The sequence below is a fragment of the Catenuloplanes niger genome, assembly GCF_031458255.1.
GTDB lineage: Bacteria > Actinomycetota > Actinomycetes > Mycobacteriales > Micromonosporaceae > Catenuloplanes > Catenuloplanes niger.
On sequence record NZ_JAVDYC010000001.1, the window covers coordinates 35,500 to 50,168 of the forward strand.

General features: G+C 71.6%; 12 protein-coding genes. 3 read left to right on the forward strand and 9 right to left on the reverse strand.

Annotation, left to right across the window (positions count from 1 at the left end; genetic code table 11):
* Nucleotides 1–36: 36 nt before the first annotated feature.
* From J2S44_RS00160 to J2S44_RS00180, 5 genes are all read right to left on the reverse strand, one after another.
* On the reverse strand, nucleotides 37–1,512 hold the full coding sequence (locus tag J2S44_RS00160) for a DUF1996 domain-containing protein (protein ID WP_310407607.1): 1,476 nt from the start codon (nucleotides 1,510–1,512) through the stop codon (nucleotides 37–39).
* 359 nt (nucleotides 1,513–1,871) lie between these two features.
* Entirely contained in the window at nucleotides 1,872–3,929 is a 2,058-nt protein-coding gene (locus J2S44_RS00165) for a beta-galactosidase (RefSeq protein WP_310407609.1), read from the reverse strand.
* An 82-nt stretch (nucleotides 3,930–4,011) separates the two neighbouring features.
* Nucleotides 4,012–5,352 carry an ABC transporter substrate-binding protein gene (locus J2S44_RS00170; RefSeq protein WP_310407611.1) on the reverse strand — a complete coding sequence of 447 codons (1,341 nt, stop codon included), beginning with the start codon at nucleotides 5,350–5,352 and terminating at the stop codon, nucleotides 4,012–4,014.
* Between the two features lie 67 nt (nucleotides 5,353–5,419).
* On the reverse strand, nucleotides 5,420–6,334 hold the full coding sequence (locus J2S44_RS00175) for a carbohydrate ABC transporter permease (RefSeq protein WP_310407613.1): 915 nt from the start codon (nucleotides 6,332–6,334) through the stop codon (nucleotides 5,420–5,422).
* 3 nt (nucleotides 6,335–6,337) lie between these two features.
* Nucleotides 6,338–7,159, reverse strand: coding sequence for a carbohydrate ABC transporter permease (locus J2S44_RS00180; RefSeq protein WP_310407614.1), 822 nt, complete (start codon nucleotides 7,157–7,159; stop codon nucleotides 6,338–6,340).
* A gap of 319 nt (nucleotides 7,160–7,478) precedes the next feature.
* Here J2S44_RS00180 and J2S44_RS00185 point away from each other — a divergent pair, with 319 nt between their 5' ends.
* Together J2S44_RS00185 and J2S44_RS00190 are read left to right on the forward strand one after the other, a co-directional pair.
* Nucleotides 7,479–8,468 (forward strand): LacI family DNA-binding transcriptional regulator, encoded by a 990-nt coding sequence (locus J2S44_RS00185; protein ID WP_310407616.1) that lies wholly within the window; start codon nucleotides 7,479–7,481, stop codon nucleotides 8,466–8,468.
* A 66-nt stretch (nucleotides 8,469–8,534) separates the two neighbouring features.
* A complete protein-coding gene (locus tag J2S44_RS00190; RefSeq protein WP_310407618.1) occupies nucleotides 8,535–9,350 on the forward strand; it encodes a PhzF family protein in 816 nt (271 codons plus the stop codon).
* A gap of 86 nt (nucleotides 9,351–9,436) precedes the next feature.
* Here the strand turns inward: J2S44_RS00190 and arfA are convergent, their stop codons facing one another.
* On the reverse strand, nucleotides 9,437–10,939 hold the full coding sequence (arfA, locus tag J2S44_RS00195; protein WP_310407620.1) for an arabinosylfuranosidase ArfA: 1,503 nt from the start codon (nucleotides 10,937–10,939) through the stop codon (nucleotides 9,437–9,439).
* A 110-nt stretch (nucleotides 10,940–11,049) separates the two neighbouring features.
* Here arfA and J2S44_RS00200 point away from each other — a divergent pair, with 110 nt between their 5' ends.
* A complete protein-coding gene (locus J2S44_RS00200; RefSeq protein ID WP_310407621.1) occupies nucleotides 11,050–12,363 on the forward strand; it encodes a lamin tail domain-containing protein in 1,314 nt (437 codons plus the stop codon).
* Here the strand turns inward: J2S44_RS00200 and J2S44_RS00205 are convergent, their stop codons facing one another.
* The 3 genes from J2S44_RS00205 to J2S44_RS00215 form a co-directional block, all read right to left on the reverse strand.
* Nucleotides 12,364–12,993 (reverse strand): lipoprotein, encoded by a 630-nt coding sequence (locus J2S44_RS00205; protein ID WP_310407623.1) that lies wholly within the window; start codon nucleotides 12,991–12,993, stop codon nucleotides 12,364–12,366.
* 12 nt (nucleotides 12,994–13,005) lie between these two features.
* Nucleotides 13,006–13,932, reverse strand: coding sequence for a hypothetical protein (locus tag J2S44_RS00210; RefSeq protein WP_310407625.1), 927 nt, complete (start codon nucleotides 13,930–13,932; stop codon nucleotides 13,006–13,008).
* A gap of 151 nt (nucleotides 13,933–14,083) precedes the next feature.
* Nucleotides 14,084–14,662, reverse strand: a complete 579-nt coding sequence (locus J2S44_RS00215) for a hypothetical protein (RefSeq protein ID WP_310407626.1) — start codon at nucleotides 14,660–14,662, stop codon at nucleotides 14,084–14,086.
* Nucleotides 14,663–14,669: the final 7 nt, after the last annotated feature.

The following is a 14,669-nucleotide window of genomic DNA, read 5'->3' on the forward strand; positions in this document are numbered from 1 at the left end:
CCCGGTGCGGGGAGCCCGTTCGCCGTACCCGATGGGTCAGAAGTTGCCCTGGGCGTTGCACTTCGCGTGCTGGTTGATGCAGTTGCGCACGCGCTCGGCCAGCGCCTGCGGCTCCCACGCGTTGAAGAAGTCGCCGTGCATGGAGTACCCGGTGCCGGACGAGAGCTTGACGCCCTCGGTGTCCGTGTTCAGCGGGTACGGCAGCATGAACGAGATCGACGGGATCGCGACCGGGTACTTGCCGGAGCACTTGCCGGTGTTGTCGGCCGGGCCGACGTGCGACTTGTGGTCCGGGCTGTCCAGGTGCACGCCGTCCCAGCAATCCGGGAAGGTCAGCTGGCGGATCAGCTCCGCGGTCGGCGCGCAGACCGGCCACTCGCCGTCGGAGGTCCGGCCGGTCTCGCCGCCGTTGCCGGCGCACCAGAACTGGTTGTTCTGCCCGGTGCTGGTCTGCTGCTTCGCGTCACCGGCGATCATGCGGAAGCCGGACGGGAACGGCACGGTCGCGGCGTAGTCCTTCAGGCGCGAGCCGTAGTAGACCGTGACCTCCTTCGGCATGACCGGCTTGTTGTCCTTCAGCAGCGTCGGCACCCAGTACGCGGAGAAGTCCTGGGTGGACGGCTCGCACGTGGTGGCCTTGTTGGCGAACAGCGACTCCGCGGTCGACGCGGCGGCGGTGCTCTTGTTGCCCCAGAACGTGTGGTCGTGCGACGCGCCGGCCATGCCGGGGAAGACGATCGGGTCGTCCGGCCTGGTGTGGCTGATCTTGCAGGAGGCGTGGAACTCCGGGACCATCCGCTCCTTCGGCGTCCTGGGCGTGATCGCGCGGAACGCGGCGAGCTCCTGCGCCCACTTGGCCCGGTCCATCACGACCCAGCCGGTGCCGGTCTGCGGCGTGGTGCCGGCCGGCGTGGGCGACACGCTGACCGACGGCGCCGCGCTCGGCGAGGCCGGCCCGGGCGCGGGCGCCGAGGCGGACACGGTGCCGGACGGCGTCGACGCGGGCGTGCCGGTGCCGCCGTCGACCCGGGTGAAGCGCAGCCAGTTGACGTTGACGAAGTCGCTGCGGCTCTTGCTGACCAGGTTGACGAACACGGTCTGCTTGCCGCTGAGCGTGGTCGGGCTGTTCGCGGTGCCGGTCACCCAGCTCTGCCAGTTGCCGGTCTTGGTGATCGGGAACGCGGCGAGCAGCTCGCCGGTCTGGCTGCCGGCGCGCACCTCGACGCTGCCGCCGTCGGTGTTCGCGGACGCCACCCGGGCCTCGACGGTGAGCCGGCCGCCGGCCGCGCCGAGGTCGACGTTGTCGTAGCGCATCCAGTCGCCGTTGCTGAGCCAGCCGACGTTGCGGCCGCCGCCGGCGTCGCTGGTGCCCTCGGTCTGCGCGCCGTGGTGAGCCGCGTAGGACTCGGCCTCGAGCACGCCCGGGATCGGCGTCTGGTCGCTGCCCGCGTTGGCGGTGGCGACCAGCACGCCGCTGCCGGCGACCGCGGCCACGACCGGGATCGCCAGCAAGAACCACCGCTTTTTACTCTTTTTTCCCGCTTTATCCGGCGCAGCCGAGGGGTCGTTCTGCATGGTGGAAAGGCCTCCGGGCCGTATAAGGTGTGGGCGTCGCGCGGTGCGGACCCAGGGTCCCCGCGCGGTTGTTCCGGTCGGAACTCTAGGACGCCGGAGAGCGCTCTCACAAGTCGCGCGCCACAACCTCAGGGAAACCACTCACGGCCCGGTCACCGCCCGTGCAGAGGCGGTGACCGGGCCGTACGCAGGTCCGCGCGAGCGAGTCCGGGCTGGAACCGGTCCCGCCCGCACGGGGTCCGTTCCCCGACCGGATCCGGGCGGCCGGTACCGCCCGGATCACCGGAACCCGGGGGTCAGCGGGCGCGGCGGAGGACCGCGACCGCGCGCGGGGCCAGCGGCGTGATGCTGCCGAGCAGCGCCTCGCCGTCGACGCCCGGCAGTTCGACCGGCACGTCCGTCCGGTTGATCAGGAACCAGAAGTCCTCGGTCCCGCCGGTACGCACGGCCAGTTCCACCTGCCCGCGGGCCTCCTCCGGCAGCGGGCTGGCGATGCCCGCGGCGCGCAGCAGGTCGGCCAGCAGCGGCGTGAGCCCGTCCGGGCCGAGCCGGGTGGAGACGTAGGTCGCGGTGCCGGCCGGAACGCCGTCGCCACCGGGCTCGCCGTCGGACGAGCCGGCCGACACGGTACGCCGGGTGATCGCCGCCCGGCCCGCGTGCTCGCCGGTCTTGTACCAGGCCAGCACCTCGACGTCGGAGCCGACCACGTCGATCCGGTCGGTCCAGAGCGTGCCGTCCGAGCCGTTGTCGAGCGTGACGCTGTCGCCCTCGTACAGCGGGCCGAACTCCTCGATCCGGATGCCGAGCAGGTCGCGCAGCGCACCCGGGTAACCGCCCAGGTAGATGTGGTCGTTCTGGTCCACGATGCCGGAGAAGTACGTGGTGACCAGGTGACCGCCGCCGGTCACGTACGCCTCGAGGCGCTGCGCGAGCTCGGCCGGGACCACGTGCAGGATCGGCGCCACGACCAGGTCGTAGCCGTCCAGCGCGGACGACGCGGGGAGCACGTCGACCGGCACGCCGTTGGCGAGGAACGCGGTGTACCAGTCGAGCGCCTCGGCCCGGTAGCGCAGCTTCTCGGTCGGGTGCGAGTCGAGCTCGCTGGCCCACCACGAGTCCCAGTCGAACAGGATCGCGGCCCGCGCCGGCGCCTGGTCCGTACCCGCGACGGGCTGGATGGTCCTGAGGTCCTGACCCAGCTGGGCGACCGCGCGGAAGACCGCGCTGTCCGTGCCCGCGTGCGGCAGCATCGCGGAGTGGTACTTCTCCGCGCCGCCCTTGGACTGGCGCCACTGGAAGAAGCAGACCGCGTCCGCGCCGTGCGCCACGTGGATCAGTGAGTCGCGGCTCATGTCACCGGGCCGCTTGGCCAGGTTGATCGGCTGCCAGTTGACCGCGCTGGTGGAGTGCTCCATCAGGAACCACGGGCGGCCGGCCGCGATGTGACCGGTCAGGTTCGCGGAGAAGGACAGCTCGTCCAGGCCCTGCGGACCGGGCCAGAAGTAGTGGTCGTTGGAGACAAAATCCACCTCGGACGCCCAGTCGGCGTAGTTCATGCCCTTGGTCTCGCCCATCACCATGAAGTTCGTGGTGACCGGCACGTCCGGGGTGAGCTCGCGCAGGATCTCCCGCTCGGCGATCAGGTAGTCCTTGAGCGCGTCCGAGCTGAACCGCTTGAAGTCCAGCTGCTGCGTCGGGTTCGGGTAGCTGGCGGCCTGCCGCGGCGGGAGGATCTGGCCCCACGCGCTGTACCGCTGCGACCAGAACGCGGTGGCCCACGCGTCGTTCAGCGCCTCGATCGTGCCGTACCGGGCCTTGAGCCAGGCCCGGAACGCGCGCGCCGCGTCGTCGGAGTAGTCGTAGACGTTGTGGCAGCCCAGCTCGTTGCTGACGTGCCAGGCGGTCAGCGCGGGGTGGTGCGCGTAGCGGGTGGCCAGCTCGCGGACCAGCTTCAGCGCGTACTCGCGGAAGACCGGCGAGGTGGGCCGCCAGTGCTGGCGGGCACCCGGCCAGACCGTGTTGCCGGCGTTGTCCACCGGGAGGATGTCCGGGTGCGACGTGGTCAGCCACGGCGGCGGGGACGCGGTCGCGGTGGCCAGGTCGACCGCGATGCCGTTGGCGTGCAGCAGGTCCATCGCGTCGTCGAGCCACGCCCAGTCGAACGTCTCCGCGTTCGGCTGGATCCGCGCCCAGGAGAAGATCGCGATCGAGACGATGTTGACGCCGGCCTCGCGCATGGCGGCGACGTCTTCATCCCAGACCTCGCGCGGCCACTGGTCGGGGTTGTAGTCGGCGCCGAACGCCATCCGCGGCCCGGCCTCCGGAGAGGGCCAGCGAAGCCACCGGTGTTCCACGTGTGTTGCTCCCTTGTGGTGGGTGGAGTTCATGGCCGCGCCGGGCCCGTCGGCGGACCCGGCGCGGGTGACACGAGGGGACCTACTTGACGGTGAAGCCCTGCTCGTTGCCGTACTTGATGGACGCGTCCTGCCACGCCTTCAGGCCGTCGGCCAGCTTGGTGGGCGTGATGTACGCCTGGCCGGCCGTGTCCTTGAAGATCGAGTTCGCGTAGACCTGGAACGGCAGGTACTGCCAGCCCGGCACCACGTTCGCGGAGGACTGGGCGAACAGCTCGTTGATCTTCTGGCCGCCGAAGTACTCGAACTCCTTGGCCTGGAACTCCGGCGAGTTCAGGTCGGCCGTGGTGGCCGGGAACGCGCCGTTGTCCAGGCGGGTCTTCACGCCCTCGCCGTTGGTCAGGTACTCCAGGAAGCCGTAGGCGAGCGCCTTGCGGGTGGAGGCCTCCATGACCGACATCGCGGAGCCGCCGTTCTCGGCGGTGGCGGTGCCGCCCGCCTCCCACTGCGGCATCGGCGCGACGCGCCACTTGCCGGCGCCGTTCGGCGCGCCGGAGACCAGGTTGCTCGGCATCCAGGCGCCGACGACCAGGGTCGCCAGGGTGCCGTTGCCGAGCGCCTGGAACCACTCGTCGGTCCAGCCGGAGATGCTCGAGAGCAGCTTCTCGTCGATCATCTTCTGCCAGAGCGCGGTGTACTTCTGCGCACCGGCGTCCGCGAAGTTGATCGTGACGTTCTCACCGTCGACCGTGTACGGCTTGCCACCGGCCTGCCAGATCATCGAGGTGGTGGTGCCGGCGTCACCGCTGTCCGCGGCGATGAACACCTTCGGGTCGGCGGCGTGCAGCTTCTTCGCGGCCTCGTAGTACTCGTCCCAGGTGGCCGGCACCGCGACGTTGTGCTTCTTGAAGACCTCTTCGTTGTAGTAGAGGACCATCGGGCCGGAGTCGAGCGGCAGGCCGAACACGCCGCCGTTCGGCGTGACGCCGTTCCACGGGCCGGGCGCGAACTTGTCCTTCAGCGCCGGGGCGCCGAAGCCGGTCAGGTCCGCGACCTGCTTCTGCAGCGCGAACTGGGACAGCGCGTAGTACTCGATGTGCGCGAGGTCCGGCACGCCCTTACCGGCCTGCAGCGCGTTCTGCAGCGCCACGTACTGGTCCGCGTTCGTACCCGCGTTGACGACGTTGATCTTGACCTTGGGGTACTTGGCCATGAACGCGTCCGCGGTCGGCTTGATCGTGGTGTCCCACGACCAGATCAGCAGCTCGCCGCCGTCCTGGAGCGCCTTGGTGACGTCGTCCGCCGAGACGGTCTCGCCACCGGTGCCGGAGTCGTCGCCACCGCCGCCGCAGGCCGCGAGCACGGACGCCACGCCGACCGCGCCGGCCAGGCGCAGGAGGTTGCGCCGAGAGGTGTACATCATTCTGGGTGTTCCTTCCGGAAAATTTCTACTGGGTGCCCGATAAGTCAGTCGACCGGTGGAGAGCCGGTCATTCCTTGACGCTGCCGGCGGCCAGACCCGACTGCCAGTAGCGCTGGAGGAGCAGGAACGCCGCGATCAGCGGGATGATCATCAGGAGGGATCCGGTGATCACCAGGTGGAAGATGACCTCGCCGCCGTTCGTCGTCGCCTGCGCGTTCCACGCGTTCAGACCGAGCGTCAGCGGGTACCAGTCCGGGTCCTTCAGCATGATCAACGGCAGGAAGTAATTGTTCCAGGTCGCGACCGTGGTGAAGAGCAGAACCGTGACGATGCCGGGGGCCAGCAGGGGGATGCCGACCTGGAAGAACGTCCGGAACTCGCCCGACCCGTCCACCCGCGCCGCCTCGAGCAGCTCGGTGGGGATCGCGTCGTTCGCGAACGTCCACATCAGGTACAGCCCGAACGGCGAGATCAGTGACGGGATGATGATCGCCCAGGGGGTGTCCGTCAAGCCCATCTGACTGAACATCAGGAACGTGGGGACCGCGAGCGCCGTGCCGGGCACCGCGACCGCACCGATCACGACCGCGAAGACGCCACCCCGTCCGGGGAAGTTGAACTTCGCCAGGCCGTAGCCGCCGAGCACGGCCAGGAACGTGGCGCCACCGGCGCCGGCCAGCACGTACAGCAGCGTGTTGAGGAACCAGCGACCGAAGATCCCGTCGTCGTACGTGAGCGTGCTGACGATGTTGTCCCAGAGCAGGAACTCACCGTCCGCGAACCACAGGCCGAACGAGTCGGTCAGCCCCTCGCGGCTCTTGGTGGCGTTGATGACCAGCCAGAGCAGCGGCACCACGCTGTACAGCAGGATGACGCCGGTGGCCAGCGTCAGCGTGATGCTCTTGCGCGGCTTGGTGCTGTACCTCTTGACCTTCTTCGGCGCGGCCGGCGTGGTGGCCGGTGCGTCCTGGAGCGTCGTCATCGCTCAGCTCCCCTTCCGCATGCCGCGCAGCTGGATCACGTAGGCGATGATCATGGTGACCAGGCCCATGATGATCGCGATGGTCGCCGAGTAGTTGTACTGCTGGCCGTTGAACGACAGCGAGTACGCGTAGTAGTTCGGCGTGAAGAACGTGGTGATCGCGTTCGGCGCGAGCTTCTGCAGGATCGACGGCTCGGTGAAGAGCTGGAAGCTGCCGATGATGGAGAAGATCGTGGCGATGACCAGCGCGCCCCGGATGGCCGGCAGCTTGATAGAGCGGATGATCCGGAACTGGCCGGCACCGTCGATCTCCGCCGCCTCGTACAGCGAGGCCGGGATGACCCGCAGCGCGCTGTAGAAGATCAGCATGTTGTAGCCGACGAACTCCCAGGTCACGATGTTGCCGATGCTGGCGAGGATCCAGTCCGGCCCCAGCGGCGCCGGGATGTTGACCCCGAAGGCCTCGTTGATGTTGCCGACCAGGCCGAACTGGTTGCCGTACATGAAGCCCCACATGATCGCGGCGACCACGGCCGGCACCGCGTAGGGCAGGAAGATCGTGATGCGGAAGAAGCCCGCGCCGTGCAGCCGCCCGCTGTCGATGGCCAGCGCGGCCAGCAGCGCCAGGCCCAGCATGATCGGCACCTGGACGACCAGGAAGAGCCCGACCCGGAACAGGCCGTCCCAGAAGTTCGGGTCGGCCAGCGCCTGCTGGTAGTTCTCCAGGCCGACGAACGAGGTACCGCCGATCAGCCGGGTCTTGAACAGGCTGATGTAGATCGAGTATGCGATCGGAGCGAGGAAGACCAGCGCGAAGACGGCCATGAACGGCCCCACGAACTGCCACCCGGTCCACGATCGCCGACGGCGCGGCTTCGGAAGCGCCGCTTGCGCCGTAGTCATCCCATGTACCCCCTAGCAACACTGCTATGTTTGCGCAAACATACAGCTCAGCCGTGCTCACGCAACCGGGGGTCGGGTGTTTCGATCCGATAACGGGCGTCACTGGAGCGCAATGTTTACGTAAACATCGTGCGGTGATAGTTTCACCACGTCTACGGCTCGTCAAGAGAAGGCGTGAGGGTTGTTCACCCCGGAGAATGCTGAGAGCACCTCGCCCAAGCGGCGCAGACGAGGGGTCTCGATGGCCGACGTCGCCCGGCTGGCGGGCGTGTCGGCGCAGACCGTCTCGCGCGTCTCGACGGGCCACCCCGGCGTGGTCGGCTCGACCCGCGCCCAGGTGCTCGCCGCCATGAAGGAGCTCGGCTACCGGCCGAACAGCGCGGCCCGGGCGCTCAAGCGCGGCGAGTTCCGCACCATCGGCGTCATCCTGTTCACGCTGGCCACCACCGGCAACAGCCGCACGGTCGAGGCGATCGCGAACCACGCGGCCCGGGAGGGCTACGCGATCACCATCATCCCGGTCGCGGCGCCGACCCAGGACGGCGTGCTCGGCGCGTTCACCCGGCTCGGCGAGCTGGCCGTCGACGGCGCCATCGTGATCATGGAGGTGCACCTGCTGGACACGACCCGGATCACGCTCCCGCCGGGCGTCCAGGTGGTGGTGGTCGACTCCGACGCCGGCGACACCTACACCGTGGTCGACACCGACCAGGCCGACGGCGCCCGCGCGGCCGTGCGTCACCTGCTCGCGCTCGGCCACTCCACGGTCCACCACGTGACCGGGCCGTCGTCGTCGTTCTCCAGCGAGCGGCGGGCCGCGGCCTGGCGGTCCGTGCTGACCGAGGCGGGCGCGCCGGTCCCGGCACCGCTGATCGGCGACTGGTCGGCGGACTCCGGTTACGCGGCCGGGCTGCTGCTGGCGGACGACCCGGACTGCACCGCGGTGTTCGCCTCCAACGACCAGATGGCGCTGGGCCTGCTGCGCGCCTTCCACGAGCGCGGGCGGTCGGTGCCCGGCGAGATCAGCGTGGTCGGCTTCGACGACATCCCGGAGTCCCGCAACTTCCTGCCGCCGCTGACCACGGTGCACCAGGACTTCGCGGAGATGGGACGGCGGTGCGTGCAGATGGTGCTGCGCCAGATCCGCCACGAGGGCACCGCCCCCGGCACCACGCTGGTGCCGACCCGGCTGGTCGAACGCTCCAGCACCGCTCCCCCGCCGAAGCGGTAGGCCACGGGCCGCGACCCGCGGATTGGACCTCGACCCGCGATTCCCGGCGGCCATAGCGTCGGCGGCATGCAGATCCTTCGTTACACCGCGTTCAGCGACGACCCGCACGGTGGCAACCCGGCCGGCGTGGTCCTCGACGCCACCGGGGCCACCGAGGCACAGATGCTGGCCGTGGCCGCGGAGGTCGGTTACTCCGAGACCGCGTTCCTGATCCCCCGCCCGGACGGCGAGCACGACGTGCGGTACTTCAGCCCGCTCGCCGAGGTGCCGTTCTGCGGCCACGCGACGATCGCCACCGCGGTCGCGCACGCCGACCGGCACGGCGCCGGGCAGCTGCGCCTGCACACGCGCGCCGGGCTGGTCCCGGTCTCCACCACCGGCCGGACCGCGACGCTGGTCAGCGTCCCGCCGCGCACCGCGGACCTGGCGGACCCGGACACGCTGCTGGACATCCTCGGCTGGTCCCGCGACGACCTCGATCCGGCGCTGCCGCCGCGCGTCGCGTTCGCCGGGGCGTGGCACCCGGTGCTGGCCGCCCGCACCCGGGCGCGGCTGGCGAAGCTCGACTACGACCTGGGGACACTGGCCGCGCTGATGGCCGCCCACGACTGGACCACGATCACGCTGGTCCACCGCGAGTCGGACACCGTCTTCCACGCCCGCAACCCGTTCCCGCCCGGCGGCATCGTCGAGGACCCGGCCACCGGCGCGGCCGCGGCCGCGTTCGGCGGCTACCTGCGATCGCTCGGGCCGGCCCCGGACACCATCACGATCCACCAGGGGTACGACATGGGCCGCCCCAGCATGCTCACCGTGCACATCCCGCGGGACGCGTCCGTCGGCATCTCGGTGACCGGCGCCGCCGTGCCACTGCCCGGCTGACCACGGCCGTGGTGCCGGCCGGCGGCCGGCGCCACGGGGTCCCGGCCGGGCCGGTGGCCGATGCCCCGGTGCCGGCCGGGCCGGGGTCAGGCGAGCGAGACCGCGGTCCAGGAGACCGGCGGCAGCGTGACGGTGAGCGTGCCGTCCGACAGCTGTGCCGAGTCGTTGGTGCGCAGGCCCACGCGGTCCGGGTCGGCCGGCGAGTTGACCGCGTGGATGTCGTCGTCCCAGATCCCCTGCGCGGTGACCGTGGCGACCGAGGAGCCGCGCAGGTCGACCGTGACCGTCGTCGGCTCGGTGAGGTGACGGTTCTGCAGGAAGAGGGAGATGCCGGCGCCGGCGGCCGTGGCGGCGGCGGACACCACCGGGACGTCGCCGTGCCGGGCCGTGGTGACGGTGTCCGCGTCGACCAGCACGCGCAGCGCGTCCCCCCGGGCCAGCCGGGAGGTCAGCGAGAACGGGAAGAACGTGGTCTGCCGCCAGGCCGGGCCGCCGGGCTCGGTCATGATCGGGCCGATGACGTTGACGAGCTGCGCGAGGCTGGCCGAGGTCACCCGGTCCGCGTGGTTGAGCAGCGAGATGAGCAGCCCGCCGACGGTGACCGCGTCGACCACCGAGTAGACGTCCTCCAGCAGCCGCGGCGCGACCGGCCAGTGGTCGACCGGGAGGTTGTCCTCGATCGCGTTCCACCGGGAGGCGTACCATACGTTCCACTCGTCGAACGAGATGTCGATCCGCTTGTCGCTGCGCTTGACCGCGCGCACGTGGTCCGCGGTCGCCACCACCGCGTCGATGAACGCGTCCATGTCCGCGCCGGACGCCAGGAAACTCGCGTAGTCGCCGTCGACCGGCTCGTAGTAGGCGTGGCAGGAGATGTAGTCGACCTCGTCGTACGTGTGCTCGAGGACGGTCCGCTCCCAGGAGCCGAACGTCGGCATGGTGCGGGCGGAGGAGCCGCAGACCACCAGTTCGAGACCCGGGTCGATCTGGCGCATCGCGTTCGCGGTCATAGAGGCGAGCTTGCCGTAGTCCTCGGCGTCGCGCCGGCCGAGCTGCCAGGGCCCGTCCATCTCGTTGCCGAGGCACCACATCCGGATGCCGAACGGCTCCGCGCGGCCGTTGGCCCGCCGCGCGTCGGTACGGGCGGTGCCGGTCGCGAGGTTCGCGTACTCCAGCAGCTCGATCGCCTCCTTGGCACCACGGGTGCCGAGGTTGACGGCCAGCATCAGTTCGGAGCCGACCAGGTCGAGCCAGGTCTGGAACTCGTGCAGGCCGACCTGGTTCGTCTCGGTGGAGTGCCAGGCGAGGTCGAGGCGACGGGGGCGGTCCGCGACCGGGCCGACGCCGTCCTCCCAGTTGTAGCCGGAGACGAAGTTGCCGCCCGGGTACCGGATGGCGGTCACCCCCAGCTCCTTGACCAGCTCGACCACGTCGCGGCGGAAGCCGTCCGGGCCGGCGGACGGGTGACCCGGCTCGTGGATGCCGTCGTAGATGTGCCGGCCCAGGTGCTCGACGAAGCCGCCGAACAGCCGCCGGCGGACGGCACCGATCGTGAACGCCGGGTCGAGGGTGAGTCGCGCGCGCGCCATGAGCCGAGCTCCTTGTCAGCGGACCGAAACGATCTTGAGCTTAGCGACTCGCAACCGGACCGCTCCCGCACCGCCATCAGCGTGGCGGCCCGCGCGCCGAAGGTGCCGCCATGCCACGCAGACTCCTCGCCATCGCGCTCCTCGCCGCGCTCGTGGCACCACCCGCCGCTCCCGCCCAGGCTGCGGCCTCGACCTCGGCCTTCGCCGAGCTCGCGACCGCGGCCTCCGGAGCGTGCCGCCCGGACGGCGGCGGGCCGGTCTGCCGGATCTGGGCGGGCCGGGTCGACCACGTGTCGGACGGCGACACCGTCGCGGTCGACGTGTTCGGCGACGGGACGAGCACGCCACTGCCGATCCGGCTGATCGGCGTGCAGGCCATGGAGCAGCACGTCTACTCCAGCGTCACGGCGAAGCGGCGCGGCGAGTGTCACGCGCTGGCCGCGACCGCCCGGCTCGAGGAACTGATCCGGTGGAGCGGCGGCCTGGTCCGGCTGACCGCGCAGCACCCGGGCAGCCAGTCCCGCGGCCGGGCGCTGCGGTCGATGTCCGTCCGGATCGACGGCGTGTGGCGGGACGCGGGACAGATCCTGATCCGCGAGGGACACGCGATGTGGATGCTGAGCAGCGGCGGCGAGATGGCGTGGAACGCGTCGTACCGGCAGGCGGCGCAGCTCGCGGCGGGGGACCCGCGGAACCTCTACGACCGGGACCGGTGCGGCGCCGGACCGTACCCGACCGCGGCGCTGGACGTGTGGGTTAACCCGGACGCGGACGGCGCGGACTCGGAGAACATCAACGGCGAATGGATCCGGATCGGCAACAACTCCGGTTCGGCCATCCCGCTCGCCGGCTGGTGGGTACGCGACTCCGGGCTGCGCCGCTACACGTTCCGGCCCGGCACCTACGTGCCGTCCGGCGGCGCGATCTTCGTGCACACCGGCCACGGCGTCTCCACCGCCACGCACAAGTACTGGGGCCTGTCCGAGCCGATCTTCGAGAACCCGTCGTGGGACGCGGACGCGATCGGGGACGGCGCCTACCTGTTCGATCCGCAGGGTGACCTGCGCGCGCAGGACCTCTACCCGTGCGTGGTCGGCTGCCGCACGCTGGCCGGCACGGTCGCGCTGTCCGCCCGGGCCACCGATCCGGAACTGATCCGGGTGACGAACACCGGCACGGACGCGGTCAACCTGTTCGGCCACACCGTCTCGACCGGCCCGCACGTCTACCCGATCACCTCGGCGGCGGTGCTGGCCCCCGGCGCGTCGCTCGATCTGCACCCGCCGGCCGGCACCTCCGACGGGCTCTCCCGGCACTGGAACAAGACCGGAAAGATCATGAGCAGCCGCGGGGGTACGGCGGAGCTGCGCAGCCGTTCCCAGGCGCGCGACGCGTGCGTCGCCTGGGGAACGGGGCGCTGCTGATCAGCCGGTGACGGTCAGGCTCGACTTGGCCAGCTGGTACGCGGGGAGCATGGCCGCGTGCTCCTCGTCGTCGAACGCCTCCAGCGCGACCGCGACGACGCCCCTCGAGGTCGGCACCGCGAACGCGGTCTCCTGCTCGACCGTACCGTCGAGCTCGCTCTTCACGGTGTAGGTGATCTCCACGGCCGGCTTGCCGCCGATCTGCAGGTCGGTGAACGCGGGCGCCTGCGCACCCGGGCCCGCGAAGGACGTCAACGTGGCGCGCAGGTCACCGTGCTCGCCGGTGTAGACGCGGATGAAACCGATGTTACCGGCCGGCTTGGCGTCGATCTCGCACACCGGGACCATGCCGCCCTTGCCGAGCGCCGCGGCCAGGTCCGGGCCGAGCGCGGCGGTGTCCACCGCCTTCGGCGTCCACGACGCCGCGATGCCGAACGAGACGGGCAGCGTGCATCCGCTGTCCGCGGCACCCACGCGGGCCGCCTCGGCCGCGCCGGCCGGGGCGGCGGGTGGCGCGGAGGACGCGGAGGGCGCCGGGGCCGCTCCTTCGGGGCCGGTGGCGCAGGCGGCCACGGCCGGGACGAGTGCGATGAGGACGGCGGCGAGCCGCAGACTGGTACGAGAGGTCACGAGTCGGGGAGCCTATCGGGGCGGCACCGTCAGGTCGAGGCGGGTGTCCGCGGCCGGCACCACGTAGACCGGCCCGCCGCCCGGGCTCCACGAGTCGGGCAGCAGCAGGAGCAGGTCGTTGCGCTGGGCGAGCAGCCGCAGGTTCCAGTAGCGGATCCGGTACCGGCCGGCCTGCTCGCCGAGGTCCTGCGAGGCGACGCCGTCCCCCGCGATCGCCAGCCGCTCCCGCGCGTAGAGCACCACCCGGGGGCGCGAGTCCAGGTTCGCCGCCAGGTAACGGGCGTAGTCGTGGCCGATCCGCTGCGCGTACAGGCCGGTGGCCCAGAGCAGTCCGGTGACGGCCAGCACGACCAGGGCCAGGCTGCGCAGCCGGACCGGGATCGCCGCCTCCGCCGGCTGGTCCGGGTCGTCCAGCAGCACGTGGCCGTAGGCCAGCAGCGCGACGGACGCGGCCAGGACCAGCGGCATGGCGATGCCGAGTGGCTGGCCGACGCGGCCCCGGTCCAGCAGGCCGGCGACGACGAGCGCACCACCGACGATCCCGGCGGTACGGCAGCCGCGCGCCACGCGCCGGATCCAGCGCACGCGCCGGGGCGTCGCGGTGCCGCGCAGCACCGGCACCACGATCCGCCGGTGCAGCGTGAGCGCGGGCAGCGCGGCCAGCCCGGCGAAGATCAGCGGCTGGAACGCGGCGTTCACGCTGTGGATCAGGTAGTCGGCGACGGAGAAGCCGAGCGCGGTCGCGTCCACGCCGAAGTAGTCGAACGTGGCGCGCAACCGGATCGTGCCGAAGTAGTAGAGGACCGAGCTGATCAGCGCGGTCTGGGTGGCGACCGTGCCGGCCACCCGCCACATCGCGCTGCCCCACAGCAGACCGGCCCGCACGCTCTCCCCCGCCGGTGCCGGCGCGCCGGCCGGCATTCCCGCCTCGGCCGGCATTCCCCCACCGGCTCGCGTCGTCGCACCGGCTCGCGTCGTCGCGTCAGCCGGTGGCCCGCCGGCACCCGGCGTTCCCGCGGCCGTCGCCCGGTCCGCGACGGGCGGTGGCCCGGCGTCCGCGGGTCCGGTCGCCTGCGTCGGCAGCACCGGATCAGGCATCCAGGGCGGTCCCCGGCGCGGTGCCGGCCGGCGTGGGTGCCGGGCCGGGCGGCGCGGTCTCCTCGTACCGGCCGGCCGGTTCCTCGGTGGCCGGCGGGACGGTCTCCGCCGCGTGTTCCAGCACCACCGGCGGGAAGCCGGCCGGCTCCTCCGCCTCCGGCTGCCACGGGACCGGCACGCCCCAGGCGGAGAACGGCGCCTCCGGCATCAGTTCCGGCGAGACCGGCTCGTCCGCCGTGGCCGGCACGGTCCCGCCGGTGTCCCGGGTGGCGTCCGAGGGCGGCGGCGGGCCGGCGTCGCGCGTGGCCCGGCCCTCGCGCGGTGCCGCGGGTGCGGCCGCCCGATCGGGCACGGCGGCGCGGCCGGAGGCGGTGCCGGTGGTGCGGCCGTGCGGCGCGCACATGGACGGCAGCGGGTCGCCGGAGAGCGGCGTGCAGTGCGGGCGGGCCGGCACCTCGGCCTCGCTCTTGTCGGCCGGGCCGGTCGAGGTACAGCCCGCGCAGGCCCAGAGGCCCAAACTGATCAGGAGGAGCACGCCCGCGCGCACGGCCGGGCGGCGAGAGTTCACCACGTGTTGA

What these genes read in the sequence shown, in the direction of transcription:
- J2S44_RS00170 (WP_310407611.1), bottom strand. Translation starts at nt 5,352, where the DNA reads ATGATGTACACCTCTCGGCGCAACCTCCTGCGCCTGGCCGGCGCGGTC.
- J2S44_RS00175 (WP_310407613.1), bottom strand. Translation starts at nt 6,334, where the DNA reads ATGACGACGCTCCAGGACGCACCGGCCACCACGCCGGCCGCGCCGAAG.
- J2S44_RS00180 (WP_310407614.1), bottom strand. Translation starts at nt 7,159, where the DNA reads ATGGCCGTCTTCGCGCTGGTCTTCCTCGCTCCGATCGCATACTCGATC.
- J2S44_RS00185 (WP_310407616.1), top strand. Translation starts at nt 7,479, where the DNA reads ATGGCCGACGTCGCCCGGCTGGCGGGCGTGTCGGCGCAGACCGTCTCG.
- J2S44_RS00190 (WP_310407618.1), top strand. Translation starts at nt 8,535, where the DNA reads ATGCAGATCCTTCGTTACACCGCGTTCAGCGACGACCCGCACGGTGGC.
- arfA (WP_310407620.1), bottom strand. Translation starts at nt 10,939, where the DNA reads ATGGCGCGCGCGCGACTCACCCTCGACCCGGCGTTCACGATCGGTGCC.
- J2S44_RS00200 (WP_310407621.1), top strand. Translation starts at nt 11,050, where the DNA reads ATGCCACGCAGACTCCTCGCCATCGCGCTCCTCGCCGCGCTCGTGGCA.
- J2S44_RS00210 (WP_310407625.1), bottom strand. Translation starts at nt 13,932, where the DNA reads ATGCCGGCCGAGGCGGGAATGCCGGCCGGCGCGCCGGCACCGGCGGGG.